A 16786-nucleotide genomic window follows, 5' to 3' on the forward strand; every position below is an offset into this window, starting at 1 on the left:
AAAGAACATCTAAAATACACCTGCAAATTTTGACATATATGAAAAAATGTCGAGAAAATCTCGACATTTTATTATTTCAGACATTAATCTCTATTTTTCAATAAGACCCACCCGGAATATTGTTTTTTCTCCTGAGTATCAGGATCTGTCCATTTTAGAAGATACCAATAATTCCCAGTATTCAAGGCTCTTCCGCCCACTTTTCCGTCCCAAATGTAATAATTTCCATGATTTTTGAAAACCGTTTTTCCATAACGATCAACAATTTCTATAGAAACATCTTTCTTAACCCTAAGATCGGAATAGTCCAAAACATCATTGATACCATCTCCATTTGGAGTGATAAAATTTTGCAGATTCAGAACCAAAAACTCCTTAGTTACAGGGTTACAACGATCTGCCGAAAGCACATAAACCTTATGCAAACCTCTGGTTAAGCCCGTAAATACATTGGACGATTGCCAATTCATCCCATCCAAAGAGTATTGGTAAGGTTGCGTACCTCCAGATACATAAATTGTAGCATTAAATCCGCTAACATCTATCTTATCGATCACCGGCATTTCTGCTGCCGTAACATTAACATATTGTCGATAGATACAACCGTTAAAACCTAAATCAACAAAATAATTTCCAACACCAACTGTGACGGACTGTGAAGTCGCACCGTTGCTCCAAAGGTAAGATGTAAATCCGGCTCCCGCATCTAAAAGAGTACTTGCCGAGGCACAAATAACCTTATCCTGCAAGGTGGTTGATGACTTTGGATTGGATAAATTTATTGTCAGCTTCGCCACTTCTGGACAAGCTGTAGCACTGGTAAATCTCACATAAAAAACACCTGAAGCACCAGAAATATTCTGAACAGCAGGAATTGCATTTGTACCAGATTGCGCATTGGCAAGCGATGTGTAAAATGTTAAAGATACCGCAGGATCTATGGTGAAAAAGTTTTTGTAATCGTTAAGACTCACAGATTCTGAACCACTCAAATCGCTATCGCATACCGAAGTTTCTACAATTGCTGTGATTAACTGAACCTTTCCACCAATGCTCAATTGTATCTGACCAATTGCTGGTGGACAGTTCCCGGTTAGCCCATCAACACGAACAAAAACAGTAGTTGTCGCATTAAAAGTCCAGTTGTTTGGCAGCGTATTGTTATTCCCGGCATTGGCATCGCCCACATTTGAATAATACCTAACATTAAACGATGTTGGATTGTTAACAATTTGAGGGGTGATGTTTGTAAAATTCACGGTTACCGACCCGTCTAAATTATCGTCGCAAATTGTACCGTTAAAATTATTGGTGTTGAGGTTAGGAGCAGGAACAGAAGTCACAGACACATTCTGACGATAGACACACCCGTTTTTGGTAAGATCTACAAAATAATTTCCCACCCCAACCGATACGGTTTGAGTTGTAGCCCCCGTACTCCAAAGTACAGCATCAAAGCCCGGTCCTACATCCAAAGTAGCATTGGTATTTGCACAGACCACCTGATTGGTGAGCACAGCAGAAGCCGTTGGTTGTTTCAACTGAATGTTCAACACAACCACCGTTGGACATTCGGAAGCATTTTGCAAACGAATATAAAAAATTCCACCGCCAGCACCTACAATCTGAGTTGCCGCAATCGGATTTTGTCCATTTTGAGCATTTGCCAAAGACTGGTAAAATGTTAGAACGGTATTGGGATCTGTTGTAAATAGGTTTTTATAATCATTCAAATTAACCGTTTCGGAATTATCCAAATTGTTGTCACAAACCGAAGTGGTAGCCTGATTGCTTAGCGTAGGAATTTTCGTTCCGAAGCTGAAATTTATTTGCCCAAAAACCGTAGGACAAGAATTCCCTGCCAAACCTTCAACGCGCACAAAAACGGTAGTTGGCATTGTATAGTTCCAATTGACAGGTAACACATTGGCATTGCCAGTTGTTGCATCGGCTTGGTTCAAATAATATTTCACTAAAAATTGCCCGGCATTGTTCACAATTTGTGGCGTAATCGAATTAAAATTAATGGATACACTTCCATCCAAATCATCGTCACAAAATACAGAGTTAAAGTTGGCAGTATTAATATTCGGTTTTGGATTGGTTTCTAAGGTTATCAACACCACTGCCGTACAACCGAATGCTGAAGTTACTTGAGCATGAACATTTCCTGCTGGCCCCGAATATGCTGCAGGTGTAGCAATGGGATTGGTAAGATTGGCATTGGCATAATACTGAATGGTAACTCCGGTGTGGGGTGTTATGTTTGCTGCGGTCAAATCGAAAATTCCATTTCCATTAGCATCTGCACAAGAGGTTAGAGGCCCTGCGTTATTGGTTTTTAGAACATCGATATTCAGCACCACTTTTATATACTGACTTGCTGCCGGATTGCCATTTCCTTCAATATAATAAACAAAAGAATCGGTTGTGTTATTGGTTAAACCCGCATTGGGAGTATAAGAAATGATGCCGGTTGTTGTATTTACCACCGCATTTCCAACGGTAGGCATTCCCACGATTTGAGTTTTTGTCGGATCAATATTTTGTGTTGTATTAATGGTAAATACCGGTGTTATGGATTTCGTTTGACAAGAACCCATGTCGTATGTCACTGTTGGCATTGGCGGACAAGCCGTGTAGGAATAAACATCAGTCAATTTAGATTCACAATTATTTTTGGTCACCAAAACGGTAAAATTTCCCGATCCGTACAACTCAGGATCAATAAAATAATTGGTAGCACCGGGAATAGCAACACCATTTAGATACCATTGGTAAGCGTCAAAAGAATTATCAACTTGCAATTTGACTCCGGAAAAGCAATTTCCAGTTTTAGTTATCGCCGGAACCGAAGAAAAGCCAGCAAAATAACCTCCATAACCTACAGCACCGCTTCCGGCAGCAATACCGGCCGTTACCGATTTTGAAGACTGAACAGAAACATTTCCTGACATGTTGGGCACCGAATACGAAACCCAATTCGGATTGCCTGTAACCGGATAAGGCCCATATGTCAACGGTGGTGTCACTCCATTTACCGTTACCAATGCACCGGTTTGGGTAAGGATATTGAGTTTTGTATTGTAATTATCGTTTCCAATTTGATTGATTAAACCAATTTCTCCAACTGTGTTTGGTAAAAAACAACTAACAGGTGGGATGTAATTAAAACCTCCAGTTGCATAATAAGATCCAGTCCCAGCACCTGCTAACAATTGATATACATAGGCATTTTTATTGGTAGAAATGGACATGTTGTAATGGTTATTCCCTTGGTTGATATAATCCACCCCATCAATTAAAGCGTATTCACCTTCGTTCAAGGTGAGGCCATTGTTCACTCCGTTCACGGTAATTGTTGTTCCGTTTTCTGTAGCCACCACCAAAGCAGCTTCCATCCCCGAAGTTTGCGGTCCATTTCCTTTTACCAGTACAAAATCTTTCCCCAAACGATCCACTGGCACAGACTGATCCATCAAAATATCGTTATTGGACGAGTTATAAATGGTGTAGATTCCGTTGAAGTTACCATTGGTAACAGAGATGGGCTTGTTGGCAACAATTTTAGTCCCAACCAACCCCGTAAGATTGGCATTCGCCGAAGAACTTACGACATCTGCAATGTACGACTGCCCACGATTGAGGGTTACGGTCTGGGTTATGGTCGTGCTGCCGTTAGAAAAGACAACCCCGGCATCGTACCCCGATAGAGTAACCGTCGTATTGTCTTCGGTTGCAATAATCCCAATCATAGAACTGACATAATACAATGAAGTTGTATTGGGAGCCATGGCTGCATAGAATTTTTTTCCCAAACCGGCCATCCCTTTGGAGGTGATGATTTCGGCATGGTTGGTTACCGAAAAACGATAATTGGCATAGAATTTTTTAGCACCTTTCACATAAAGTCCCATTCCATTGGGTGTGAAAAGATCAACACTATTGGTGGTCACCATATAACTCCCCGGAATATTAACTTTCTGAGGGTTATTTTTACTGATGGTGACGGTAGCAATCTGGATGTTATCGTTATAAACCTCGACCAAAAAGGGAGTTGTTTCGTTGGTTGACAAGTACAAATAACTTTGAAGATTCCCAGCTCCTGCCTGTGCCGACATGGGTGCAAACCAATGTTCGGTATCCAATTGTGCAAAAGAAAAATTAAATAATGATAAAAAAAGCAGTAAAAATAACTTTCTCATTGATGGGTTGTTAAAAAAAATGGGAGACAAATGTAGTTATTAATAATCAAAGACATACAAAAAAACTCCGCAAAATATTGCGGAGTTTGAAATATGTTTTGTAAAAAGTATTACAAGCTAACTCTCTTGAATCCAGCTACTTTAAGATCTGCATTTACAGACTTAACATAATCTGCAACAGAAACAGCGTTATCTTTGATGAATGCTTGGTGTACCAAAGTATTGTCTTTGTAGAATCTTTGCATTTTACCTTTCAAGATGTTTTCGATGATGTTTTCTGGTTTACCTTCTTTAGTAAGCAATTCTCTTTCGATTTCCAATTCTTTTTCAATAATTTCTTGAGAAACCTGAGTTTCGTCCAAAGCGATTGGGTTCATTGCAGCAACTTGCATAGAAACTGCTTTAGCAGCATCTATAGCGCCATCTACATTTGCAGAAAGCGAAGTAATGGACGCGATTTTGTTACCTGCATGGATATAAGCTCCTAGGAAAGGACCTTCGATTCTTTCGAAAGCTCCGATCTCAATTTTCTCACCGATTACGCCAGTTTGCTCGATTAATTTTTCAGCAACTGAAAGTCCGTGGAAGTCAGAAGACAAAAATTCTTCTTTTGTAGCATAAGCCAAAGCTTGCTCTGCTAGTTCGTGAGCCAACTCAACGAATGCATCATTTTTTGCAACGAAGTCAGTCTCGCAGCTTAAAGTTACAATTACACCTGCGGTGTTATCTTGGTTTACTTTTGCAATAACAGCACCTTCAGTAGATTCTCTATCTGCTCTATTTGCAGCTACTTTTTGACCTTTTTTTCTAAGGATCTCAATTGCTTTTTCAAAATCGCCTTCTGCTTCTACTAAAGCTTTTTTGCAGTCCATCATTCCTGCACCTGTCGTGTTTCTTAGTTTGGCTACATCTGCCGCTACTGGTGTGTACATATCTGTTATTTGTTTATTAATTACACTTCATTATTTTACTCAATTTTGAGCGATGCAAAGATAATAATTTTCAAACAAACTAAAAATAATGTTTCTGCGTTATAGAAAAAATATTAATTTCACAACCGCCAAATATTTAATTATTATGAAGAGATGTTTCATTATCTATCTGATTTTCTGCTTTGGGACCATTTCATTCGCCCAGAAAAAAAAGAATATCCCTACAGCAACAAGCCACACCTATGAAGAAGCTATTTCAAGTAACGATACCAAAACCATTGCCGGCTTTATAAAAAACAACCCCGATCACCCCAACCTTGGCGTGTTAAAATCTAAACTAATCGGACTTATCAGTCAAAACACTAGCACATCAACTTCTAGCGAATCTCCTAAAGTAAAAACAGTTCATAATGAAAATATAGTTTTCAAATCTGAAAAAAATGGTAAAACAGTTTCTATGCTCAACAACTTATTCAACCCAGATCCCAGTTCAAAAAGTGCTGTACTTTTGGTTGAAAATAAGTCCAAGTGTAGTTTTGTTTTAAAATTCAGTGGAAACAAAAACTATAAATTGGAAGTCCCAGCAAGAGGAAAAAACTTTATCGAAGTCTCAAAAGGCACCTACACACTAACCACCAATGTTTGCAATGCCATTTATTCTTCCACCAAAACAATTCAAAACAACATCTCTTTGGCGCTGAACGACCGATAATCCTTTCAGAGTTTATAAAACAAAAGCTACCCTTTCTTTAGGATAGCTTTTGTTTATTTCTTAATGATGATTTTCTTTTGGAAAATTTTATCTTTTATTTTCAATCTTCCAATGTATATCCCAGTATCCAAAGCGGTTACATCTATTTGTTTTTGGTTTTGAGATGTCATCACCAACCTACCAGAAGCATCGATCAAGTCGAAAATGAATTGAGCATTGCCAACCTCAACAAAATCAATATTCAATACATTTTGTGTCGGGATTGGATATATTTGAAATTGATCATCTGCCAAAGACGACTCGGAGGTTGCTAAAGTACTTTGTGCTACTGCAAAATGCTGCGCTGCTCCTACAGATGCCATGGCTACATTTTTGACATACACTTTGTCCACATTGGCCAAGGTATCGTTGGCTGAATGTTCCAGATATCCTCTGGTATATTCGTAAAAACCGGTAATAATTTCTCCATTTTGTTCAAAAGGAATATAATCCGAATTGGCAGCAGGGTCGTAAGCGGTTAGCAATGGTGAATACAGCGTGGTGCAATTGGCCAATTGCAAAGTAATGGCTTGGGATGCCGCATTGTTAGACGAAAGCCCACCCATATCTTGGTCACAATAGATGGTATTGTTATTATTTCCTATCTTGCCTCCAACTTGGTCCAAGTTGAAAACCAACTTGATATTCATTTTAGGATTGGTCGCATTCACCACAGAATTTACATAATGGGCACTTCCTTTTAGCCCTTGCTCTTCACCAGAAAAATGAATGAACTTTATCGAATATTCTGTTGGAACATCTTTCAGTATCCTAGCAACTTCCAAAATCGCTGCAGTCCCACTTCCGTTGTCGTCTACACCCGGCCCGTTGATGGTATCAAAATGTCCACAAATAATCACAAAAGTGTTGGGATATGTGGTTCCTGTTTTGGTGATGACCAAATTTTTTGAATTGACCGTAGACATCCCGTTGTTGTAAGAAAAGGCATCTTCGACAATCTGTCCTGCAGAATATCCGAAGTTAAGATACTTGGCTTTTATCCATTGCAAAGCATTTTCATTGGCAACAGTACCTGTTTTTTTTATACCTAAGGCTTCAAACTCTTGCAAAAGAGTATTGACATTGGTCTGTGTCACCTGATTGGCTCTGGTGGAGTAAGCAGGTATGAATGACTGAGCCATCAATCCTATAAAAGATGCTCCCAACAATGATGATGTAAGTATTTTTTTAAAAATCATTCTCGTTTTGTTGTCTAAAAAAAATGAAAGCCGCCAACAGATGACAGCTTTCTATTTTTAAAATTATTTTTATCCTTTAAATTTTCCCATAGCAATAAACTTCTCTTGCCTTTGAGCTTCCAATTCTTTTCCTGTAAATTTAGAAAAAGCCTTGATGTTTTGTAGTATGGATTGTTTTAGATTTTCATAAGCCACTTCCGGCTCGTAGTGTGCTCCACCAAGAGGTTCTTCGATAATTCCATCGATAAACTTTTCATTCAGAGCATCTTTTGGAGTCAGTTTCAAAGCATTGGCAGCATCTTCTTTATGATTCCAATTCCTCCAAAGGATTGACGAGCACGATTCTGGTGCGATTACGGTGTACCAAGTGTTTTCCAACATGTACACTTTGTTACCAACGCCAATTCCTAAAGCTCCACCACTGGCACCTTCACCAATTACATAGCAGAAAATTGGAGTTTTCAGCATGGTCATTTCAAAAATATTTCTTGCAATGGCTTCACCTTGTCCTCTTTCTTCTGCCTCTAGTCCTGGATAAGCCCCTGGTGTATCGATTAAAGTTACTACAGGAATGTTAAATTTTTCTGCCAGCTTCATCAATCGCAAAGCTTTTCTATAGCCTTCGGGATTGGACATACCAAAACGACGGAGTTGTCTTTCTTTGGTCGTTCTTCCTTTTTGGGTACCGATGATCATTACGCTTTGTCCATCGATTTTTGCCATACCACCAATCATTGCAGGATCGTCGGCAAAATTTCTATCTCCGTGCATTTCCAAGAACGAATCTTTATCGACAATACCGGCTATAAAGTCAAGTGTATAGGGTCTGTCCGGATGTCTTGATAGTTGTACCCTTTCCCATGGGGTTAGGTTTCCGTAGATTTCTTTTTTCTTTTCAATTATTTTATCTTCAATTTGGCTGCAGGCAAGCTTTACATCTACACCGGCATCTTCTCCCACCAATGAACAAGTTTGGTATTGTTCCATCAATTCTTCAATTGGTTTTTCGAAACTTAAGTATTCCATTTTGTTGTTAGAATTTTAATCCTCAAATGTAAAAAAATTATCCCAATCTTAGTTAATATTCTTTACAGCATTTAAGATTCTGTTCGTACTCTCTTCTTTTCCAAGTATTTCAATAATATCCGGGACATCCGGACCTTTTAATTCGCCCACCAGAGTCAATCGAAGCGGCATCATAACTTTCCCCATGCCCAGTCCTTTGGATTCGGCCAATTGATGTAAGCTTTCTTTGATGTTTTCAGCATCAAATTTTTCTAAAATCGAAATTTTATCGGCAAACTCTGTCAAAACAGCTGGGGTATCTTCATTCCATGCTTTTTTCAGAGCTTTTTCGTCGTAGGAAGTTGGTGCAACAAAGAAAAATTTACCCATTTCGAAAATATCTTTCGGGAAGGTAGCTCGTTCTTTCATCAACTGAACGATTCTATTTAATTTATCCTCATCATGATTGGACAATTCCGGAACAGAAGCTTTCAACAAGGACACCAATTCGTCATTGGATTTCTGCTGAAGGTATTGATGGTTGAACCATTCTGCTTTTTCTTTGGAAAAACGAGCTCCGGCTTTGTGCACTTTGTTCAGATCAAATTCTTTTGCCATGTCGTCCAATGATAAAATTTCTTTGTCATCGGCAGGACTCCAGCCTAACAAAGCCAAGAAATTAGCAAAAGCTTCGGGCAAATACCCTTGTTCTCTATACCCGTTAGAAACCACACCCGTTTGCGGATCTTTAAAATCCAGTGGGAAAACCGGGAATCCGAATTTGTCCCCGTCTCTTTTGCTTAGTTTTCCTTTTCCTTCAGGTTTTAGGATGAGAGAAAGGTGTGCAAATTCCGGTGCCTCCCAACCCATGGCTTCATACAACAAAACATGAAGTCCCATGGACGGCAACCACTCTTCGCCGCGGATAATATGCGAGATTTTCATTTCGTGATCATCGATAATGTTGGCAAAATGATAGGTTGGCATTCCGTCATTTTTCACCAAGACTTTATCGTCCAAAGTATTGGTATTTACAGAAAATTTTCCACGGATGATGTCTTCCAGATTGAGTACTCTATCAAAAGGCATCTTGAATCTCACTACGAATGGAGTTTTCGACTCTAACAATTCTTGCACCTCAGCTTCTGATAGCGAAATGCTGTTTCTAAGAGCACTTCTGGTTTTATTGTCATAAGAGAAAACTTCGCCTTTCGCTTCGTATTCCGCACGGATGGCGTCCAATTCTTCAGGAGTATCAAATGCGATGTACGCATAATCCGTTTTTAGGATTTGTTCGGTATAACGATCGTAGATATCTCTTCTTTCGCTTTGTCTGTACGGCCCATAAGGTCCACCGTGTTTTGGACTTTCGTCCGGAACAATTCCGAACCATTCCATGGCTTCCATAATGTACTCTTCTGCACCCTCTACATATCTGGTCGTATCGGTATCTTCTATCCTAAGTACAAAATCTCCGCCTTTATTTTTAGCAAAAAGATAATCGTAAAGAGCCGTTCTGGCTCCTCCTAAATGCAATGGTCCTGTTGGACTGGGTGCAAATCGCACTCTTACTTTGCTCATTTTATAAATTTTAATCGGCAAATTTAATGAAAAATGAGGTTCTTTTTGCTTTCAATAAATCACTATTTTTGCATTAAAATAAAAAACCATGTTAGAAATAGGAGAAAGACCTTGGGGGAAATACTTTGTATTGGCCGATGAACCTCATTATAAATTAAAAAGAATTGAAGTAAATCCGGGACAAAAACTATCGTACCAATACCACCACAAAAGACAAGAACAATGGACGGTTATCGAAGGAAATGCAACCGTTGTATTGGATGGAAAAGAAATTGCCTTGAACTACGGCGAAAGCATCTTTATCCCATTGGGTGCAAAACACAGAATGATGAATCTTTCTGACAAGCCCGTTGTTTTTATAGAAGTACAAACGGGTACTTATTTCGGGGAAGATGATATTGTGAGGTTGGAAGACGATTACGACAGAAATTAATCCATTCTGAAATAATAAGAATAAGAATAAGAAGGTTGCCCATAGTTGAGCAACCTTTTTTTTATTTGAAATGAAGCAAAAGTAATTTGAAAAACAACAACGGCTGCGTATATTTTATTTTATACTTTTCTTTCTTCCATTCTTTTTTCAGAGATTTTCTTTTTTGCTTGTCTTGGGTTTCTGAAAGTAAAATTTCATATTGAAATTTCAACAAATGCTGTTTGTAGTCTTTCGCCAAATCCGGGTCGGAGTGTATGACATCTAGATATTTATCGGTTACTTTTTTGTAGGAATCCGACATTGCTTTCCAGTTTCTGGACAAACTGTTATCCAAAACCCTGTAATAGAATAATTTTTGATCTAAAAAACCCAATTTGTATCCCAAACGAGTCAAGCGCAAATTCATGTCCCAATCTTCTGTCTGTATATTTTCATCAAAAGGATGGAGATCGAGGATGTTTTTTTTTGCAAAAGTCCCCACATTCACCGTTCTATTTTCTGTAACATTTTTCAGAAAAAAATCGGCCAACATGTTTTGTACTTTTTCTTTGTCTTTTCCAGAATACGCCGGTACAGTCTCAGCAGTTTCTTGTATAAATTTGTATCCATCAGACAAAGCGAAATCACAATTGGACTCTTCTAAAAATTTCACTTTTTCGGCGATCATCTTTTCGTCCCACCAATCATCACCGGAAAGAATCCCAATGTATTTCCCCGAAGCCTTGGACAACAAGAAATTGAGATTTTTGGCAACACCCAACGGTTCGGCATTTTGGTAAACTTCCGTTTTTCTATGGGTATCATAAAGGCATTCTTTTGCCAATTGAAAGGTTTTGTCTTCTGACAAGTTATCCAACAAAATAATTTCCAAATTGGGATAGGTCTGCGCCAAAGCCGATGCACAAGCTTGTTGAATGAATCTCTCATGATTCATTGTCAGAATTAATACACTAACTAAGGGAAGATTGTTGTGCATTAAAACTGATTAAGAGCTTGGATTACGAAAGAAACTTCTTCCTCTGTCATAACTTGTGAAATAGGAATACTCAAAACTTCTTGACAAAGATTTTCCGTGATCGGGAAAGTCAAACCGTTCAACTCCGAGTAACAAGTTTGCTTGTGAGGTGGGATTGGGTAATGGATGATGGATTGAATAGCATGAGCTTCCAAATGTTTTTGTAGAGCCTCTCTATCTTTGGTTTTCACTACAAAAAGATGCCAAACATGAGATTTTTCATTTTGAGGAAGAGTTGGAAGTTCAATTTTTGGATTGGAAATTTCAGATGAATATCTTTTGGCAATCTCTCTTCTTTTTTGATTGTCCAGGTCCAAATATTTTAGTTTAGCATCTAAAATGGCAGCTTGTATTTCGTCCAATCTAGAGTTAAGCCCCAGATAATCATTCACATATTTTTTTGTAGATCCGTAATTTGCCAAAGCTCTAATGGTTGCTGCCAAAACATCGTCGTTGGTTGATACTGCACCACCATCGCCTAAGGCTCCCAAATTTTTTCCGGGATAAAAAGAAAACCCCGATGCATCACCCAAATTACCGGTTTTTATGCCTTTGAATTCAGCTCCGATTGCTTGTGCATTGTCCTCGATAATTTTCAGATTGTGTTTTTCTGCAATCTCTTTTAGTTGCTCGTTGTAGGAAACCTGACCGTACAAATGAACCGTCATTATGGCTTTGGTTTTTGGGGTGATGGCGGCTTCTATTTTATCCACATCAATGTTATGATTCTCTGGATTAGGCTCGACCAAAACCGGAATCAATTGGTTGTCCGAAATGGCCAAAAGCGAAGCAATGTAGGTATTGGCAGGGACAATGATTTCGTCATTTTTTTGGAAAATTCCCAATTCTAAATAACCACGAATGATCAAACGAAGCGCATCCAAACCGTTGGCAATACCAATTACATGTTTTGCACCGATGTATTCGGCAAGATTTTTTTCAAAAGTTTTGGTTTTATCACCCAAAAGATACCAACCGCTACGGAAAGTTTCTACTATTTGGTTTTCAATTTCTTCTTGATGTTGAAGGTTTATTTTCTGAAGGTCAAGGAATTTAATTTCCATATTTTCTTGTTGTATTATTTCGTGAATAAGCAACAAAAATACTATTATTTTTTAAAATTAAATCACCTTATAAAGCCAATAATCGATTCAATTGAAGTTCAAATTCATTTGTATCCAAAACATAATCTTCATGAAAGCCTAAACTTTCATCTCCAAAACGCCAATGGTACAAATCAAAGCCTGAGAATTCGGCTAAAGTTGAGAATATAGAAAATTCCTTCCACACATTGGCCAACCAAAGCAATCCTTTTGTTTTGCCGGGTTGAGCAAACAGTACATTGGTCCAAGCAGCTCCGCTGGGGCCGATTATACAATCTGCATTTTGCATCAGGTACATTTGTTCATGAATATTAAGGTCTTCTAAATAAACCGCTTGAAAACCGTACTTTTCTGCCACTTGCAACAACTCGTCTTCGTTGTACTTTCTAAATTGAGATTTTCTAGCTAAAAAAACTTTAGATATCGGATCTATTCTAACGGCATTCATATCCAGATTAGACAAACAAACCGTCCTAAGATAATCGATGGAATGAGGTGAAAATTTCGCAAACTCAGCTTTATATTCCTCACCTTCACCGATGTTGGGTACTGCAACATTGGGGTAAGAAATATGCCAAACTTTTGGTGCAGTATAGTAATGGTCTTCAGATAAAAAGCGAATTTCATTTTCATTGATGAAAAAAGACAACAAAACTTTCATGTTTTCAATTTCCTCCACTTTTTGGTGAGTAACCACCAGGAGTTGCTCGTGGTGGGGTATCTTTTTTAAAAACTCAACTTTTGAAAGAATTTCGATTAGAAAATGAAAATAGTTGAAACAAAAATTACCGCTTAAAAATAGAACTCCTCTGCCCAAATCTATTTTCGGTAAATTATTCAGTTTCGCCAATTTTTCCGAATGAAACAATAGATTTTTGGAATGGTACATCAGTGTATATTCGGTAGAAAACTTCTCCACTTCTTCATAAAAAGCAGTCTTCAAATTCTTTGTGAGAAAGGTATTAGAGTCTAAAGAAAAATACACATCACGAAGTGAAAACGCCTCTACCGGAAGCAGAGACACGGGTTTTTCGACGATGTCTGACTTAAAATCTTTTGGACAAAACACGGATGAGGCTTCTTGTGCCCTTAGCGTGTGTCTTTCCGAACAATATCCAGTATCTATTTGTTGAAGTGGTATAAAATCCACTATCAATCTTTTTGCCTTTCTGAAAAACGATTTGAAATAATATTTTTTTCTTTGAAAAGACAGGTACTTATCCAGATCTTTTTGTTTTTTCATCCTATTTTTTACTTAGGAATTCATCATAATCGCGGATGTAATCTTTCTCATCATACTCGATGCTCGCAATACACATTTGCACGGCATTGTGTGAGTATTTCATGGTTCTCCAGCACATTTTGGGGATAAAAAGTCCTTGATTGGGTTTTTCCAAAACAAATTCTTGTTTATCGCCATTTAACAATTCTGTAGTAACGATGATCTTCCCTGCAACTGCAACCAAAACCTGGTGCAGATCATAGTGAGAATGCCCGCCTCTTTCCACCTCCTCCGGAGTATAGTAAGTCCAATATATTCTTTTGGGAACAAATGGAAGATTTTCTTTTTCTGCCAAAGAAATATAGCCCAACTCGGGTTTTCCTATTTTCGGAAAGTCCATCAAAAATGGCTTGTCATAATTATTCTCCATGTATTTCTTTGTAATATTTTATGGTTTCGTTAATCATAGTATTCACATCAAAATGCTTGACCACTGTTTTTCTTGCTCGTTGTCCTATTGCATCCAGCAATTCTGTATCTTGCAACAATTGTATTGCAGTTGCAGCAAAACCTTCTTCATTATTTGCGACAAATCCATTTTCACCATTTTTTATGATTTCTGTAAATGCTGGGATAGCGTTGCAAACTACAACCTTAGCCATTCCCATTGCTTCCAACAAAGATAAACTAAAATTTTCTCCTTTGGAAGGAAACAATAAGAGCTCAGCTTTTGCTAATAATTCTTTTATTTCATACGCTCTTTTTTGCCCGTGAAACACAACGAAAGGCTGGTCTTTTTCATCCAAAAACTCCGACAATCTTGATGGAAATTCCTGAGGATTACCAACAAAATGGAGGGTTGCGTAAGAGATGGCTTCTCTTATTTTTTTAAACGCTTTCAGAGCGGTATCGGCACCTTTTTCTGTAGAGGTATTTCCAAAATAAAAAACAGATCCCGGAAGTTTTCCCGTATCGATATCCGGCTTAAAAAACTGGGTATCTATCCCGTTATAGATCAAACAAGGAGAGTTAATATCAAAATATTTTATATTAATTTTCTTAGAAAACTCTGATATGACAATGTTATTTTTGGATTTTTGAAACGCTAGTTTTTCACAATATTTTTTACCTACAGCTACATTTTGGTAACCAAACTCTCCTTCTAAAACAGTCCAAGAACCATGACAACGAACGACATAAGGAACATTCAACTGGTCCAAAAACAGAGAAACGCCTTCCCAATCATGCGTTTCTATCACATCGGGTTTTATGTTTTTATCGTGTAAAAAAGCATTCAACTCATCCACCATATATTTTTTTTCATCAACAAAAAACTGCAGATGAGCCTCCGATAGAAAAGAAATTTTTCCGGTTATTGAGCGAAGAAGGTCTTTAACTTTATATTTTTTGAAATACTCTTTTACAAATTTGAAATCGATTCCGTTTTCCGAAAACTCAATTGGATGTTTTGATGTCCCAAAAACGGTAACTCGGTAACCTCTTCTCACCAAATGTTCTGCGAGATTTTTATAAAAAACACCCGTCCCTCCGGATTGTGAAATCTTAGGATGATGGTATTCTTTTGTGAAAATAAGTAAATGTTTCAGGGTTTATTTTTTTAATTCAAATACATAATTCACCCAACTGTCCAGTGTATATTTTTGGTAAATATCTTCTGGAATTTTTTCATAAGGTGAATTGAAAAATTCAGGAGTTAAGTTAGAAAAATCTTCGTTAAGAATCAAAATATTTTTTGGATTATAAAAATCGTAATTCTTAATCGTTGGATTGTTGGTAATTATTTTTTTCTCAAAAGCCATGGCCTCGAATACCCTGAAACTGAGACCCGTTTGTCCAGACCTCATTAAGTCCAGAATGGATTTTGTCCTTTTATAAAAGTCGAGAATAATGCCGGTACCTATTGCTTTTCTTTTAAAAATGACCGGAACTCTGCTTTTTTGAGGATTAATAGAATATTTCAACTTCGGCACCCAAGCTTTTTTACCTACGACCACAATCTGAAATACAGAATTGATTTGCAACAACTTACGCACCAGAGGATATATAATTTTATTTCTACTTTTGTCGTAAGAAGTGACATAAAAAAGATCCAAGTCCGAGGAGTTTTCCGCTTGAGGCTGAAGGTCTAGATAATTATAATTGCACAGTTTTTCAAAGCCATATTTTTGAACATCTGCATCATCAAAAGAGAACACTTTATCAAAAAAATGCAGTTTGTCTTGAACCGGAAATCGTTGGAGATTATCGTACAAAAAAGTTATCAATCTATTGGTTTTAGAGCGAATGTACGCTAAGGTTTCGTGCGTAAAAACATCAGGATTGAGCACCAATATTTGATCTTGAAAACCTAATTTTTCCAAGGAACTGATTACATATTTTTGTCTTTTTTCGTGTTTTAAATTTTTCTTCAAAACCACTTTTGACAAAGCATTAAGCACTTTTTCTTGTAGTCCTGCATGAGAAACAGCTCCAATCTTTATATGATGAGACTCAACGCCTTTTTTTGATAAGGCTTTCACGATGTAGTGATCGTAATCCCAGAAATCAAAACTTACCACACAGATTTTCATGCTTTAGTATTTCTTTTTAAAGATTGGTAAGTTACAAAAACGCTTAAAGTTTGCAAATAAGAGAGTTGAAATCCTTCTACACCATCCAAAATCCCCAATCGAAGGATGTATGTTTTAAAGAATTTAAAGATCGTTTTTAACCAATGAGTCATGAAACTGTACTTTTTCCCTTTCATTGCCAACTCCTTGCCTTTCAGTTCTCCATAATGCATCATTTTCTTTTTGTACGAAGAATAATCCGTGACCGAAAAATGCAAAAGTTTATTTTTTAATTCTCCAATTGTCCCACCTACCTCAAGCGTTTCGTGCACTTTTTTATCGGCTTTGTATCTCGTTTTAGATTTTCTAAACAATCTAAAATTTTTATCGGTTTGTGTCCCAGAGAAATGAATGGGTTTTCCACAAAAAAAGAATTTTCTGTAAAAATAATACGCATCTTTTTTATTCTCTTTCCCTAACTCTTCCACAATTTCGCTTTTCAGATCCGGTGTGATCCTCTCGTCGCCATCCAAAAAAAGCACCCAATCGTTCGTTGCATTATCCAATGCGAAGTTTCTTTGTTTTGTAAAATCTTCGAATTTATTTTGAAAGACTTTTACCTTTGGAAAAGACTGAGCAATGCTCATCGTTTGATCTGTACTATAAGAATCTACGATAATTATTTCATCACAAAAATCAAAACAACAAAGCACTTCACGAATATTTTTTTCTTCGTTGAAGGTAATTATTAATCCACTAACCTTTTCCAA

14 protein-coding genes are annotated in these 16786 nt (G+C 37.4%); 2 read left to right on the forward strand and 12 right to left on the reverse strand.

Translation table 11 applies throughout. The features are described from left to right. Positions 1-83: 83 nt before the first annotated feature. Entirely contained in the window at positions 84-4205 is a 4122-nt protein-coding gene (locus H9Q20_RS05065; RefSeq protein WP_187478434.1) for a T9SS type B sorting domain-containing protein, read from the reverse strand. Between the two features lie 110 nt (positions 4206-4315). Next, positions 4316-5137 (reverse strand): translation elongation factor Ts, encoded by an 822-nt coding sequence (tsf, locus tag H9Q20_RS05070; RefSeq protein ID WP_124639439.1) that lies wholly within the window; start codon positions 5135-5137, stop codon positions 4316-4318. Between the two features lie 145 nt (positions 5138-5282). Between tsf and H9Q20_RS05075 the strand changes: the two genes are divergently transcribed. Then, entirely contained in the window at positions 5283-5849 is a 567-nt protein-coding gene (locus H9Q20_RS05075) for a DUF6759 domain-containing protein (protein ID WP_124639437.1), read from the forward strand. A gap of 53 nt (positions 5850-5902) precedes the next feature. On the opposite strand, the gene H9Q20_RS05080 is transcribed toward H9Q20_RS05075, so the two are convergent. The 3 genes from H9Q20_RS05080 to gltX form a co-directional block, all read right to left on the reverse strand. Continuing rightward, a complete protein-coding gene (locus H9Q20_RS05080) occupies positions 5903-7087 on the reverse strand; it encodes a M20/M25/M40 family metallo-hydrolase (RefSeq protein WP_187478435.1) in 1185 nt (394 codons plus the stop codon). A gap of 69 nt (positions 7088-7156) precedes the next feature. Then, positions 7157-8113: an acetyl-CoA carboxylase carboxyltransferase subunit alpha gene (locus H9Q20_RS05085; protein WP_124639433.1), complete on the reverse strand. Its 957-nt coding sequence runs from the start codon at positions 8111-8113 to the stop codon at positions 7157-7159. Between the two features lie 48 nt (positions 8114-8161). Further along, on the reverse strand, positions 8162-9673 hold the full coding sequence (gene gltX, locus H9Q20_RS05090; RefSeq protein WP_187478436.1) for a glutamate--tRNA ligase: 1512 nt from the start codon (positions 9671-9673) through the stop codon (positions 8162-8164). Between the two features lie 88 nt (positions 9674-9761). On the opposite strand from gltX, the gene H9Q20_RS05095 reads away from it, so the two are divergent. Continuing rightward, positions 9762-10106: a phosphomannose isomerase type II C-terminal cupin domain gene (locus H9Q20_RS05095; RefSeq protein WP_124639428.1), complete on the forward strand. Its 345-nt coding sequence runs from the start codon at positions 9762-9764 to the stop codon at positions 10104-10106. A gap of 61 nt (positions 10107-10167) precedes the next feature. Here H9Q20_RS05095 and H9Q20_RS05100 read toward each other — a convergent pair whose 3' ends face one another. The 7 genes from H9Q20_RS05100 to H9Q20_RS05130 form a co-directional block, all read right to left on the reverse strand. Beyond that, positions 10168-11040 carry a glycosyltransferase family 2 protein gene (locus tag H9Q20_RS05100; protein ID WP_262385583.1) on the reverse strand — a complete coding sequence of 291 codons (873 nt, stop codon included), beginning with the start codon at positions 11038-11040 and terminating at the stop codon, positions 10168-10170. A 41-nt stretch (positions 11041-11081) separates the two neighbouring features. After that, positions 11082-12185, reverse strand: a complete 1104-nt coding sequence (locus H9Q20_RS05105) for a DegT/DnrJ/EryC1/StrS family aminotransferase (RefSeq protein ID WP_187478438.1) — start codon at positions 12183-12185, stop codon at positions 11082-11084. A 67-nt stretch (positions 12186-12252) separates the two neighbouring features. Beyond that, positions 12253-13467 (reverse strand): glycosyltransferase family 61 protein, encoded by a 1215-nt coding sequence (locus H9Q20_RS05110; RefSeq protein WP_187478439.1) that lies wholly within the window; start codon positions 13465-13467, stop codon positions 12253-12255. 1 nt (position 13468) lies between these two features. Continuing rightward, on the reverse strand, positions 13469-13876 hold the full coding sequence (locus tag H9Q20_RS05115; protein WP_124639420.1) for a sugar 3,4-ketoisomerase: 408 nt from the start codon (positions 13874-13876) through the stop codon (positions 13469-13471). Continuing rightward, positions 13866-14954: a glycosyltransferase family 4 protein gene (locus H9Q20_RS05120; protein WP_262385594.1), complete on the reverse strand. Its 1089-nt coding sequence runs from the start codon at positions 14952-14954 to the stop codon at positions 13866-13868. Before H9Q20_RS05120 ends, H9Q20_RS05115 begins: the two co-directional genes overlap by 11 nt. Before the next feature lie 102 nt (positions 14955-15056). Continuing rightward, positions 15057-16037: a hypothetical protein gene (locus tag H9Q20_RS05125; protein WP_187478441.1), complete on the reverse strand. Its 981-nt coding sequence runs from the start codon at positions 16035-16037 to the stop codon at positions 15057-15059. Further along, on the reverse strand, positions 16034-16786 hold the full coding sequence (locus H9Q20_RS05130) for a glycosyltransferase family 2 protein (RefSeq protein WP_124639414.1): 753 nt from the start codon (positions 16784-16786) through the stop codon (positions 16034-16036). Before H9Q20_RS05130 ends, H9Q20_RS05125 begins: the two co-directional genes overlap by 4 nt.

The organism is Amniculibacterium sp. G2-70 (genome assembly GCF_014353055.1).
GTDB classification, from domain to species: domain Bacteria; phylum Bacteroidota; class Bacteroidia; order Flavobacteriales; family Weeksellaceae; genus Amniculibacterium; species Amniculibacterium aquaticum.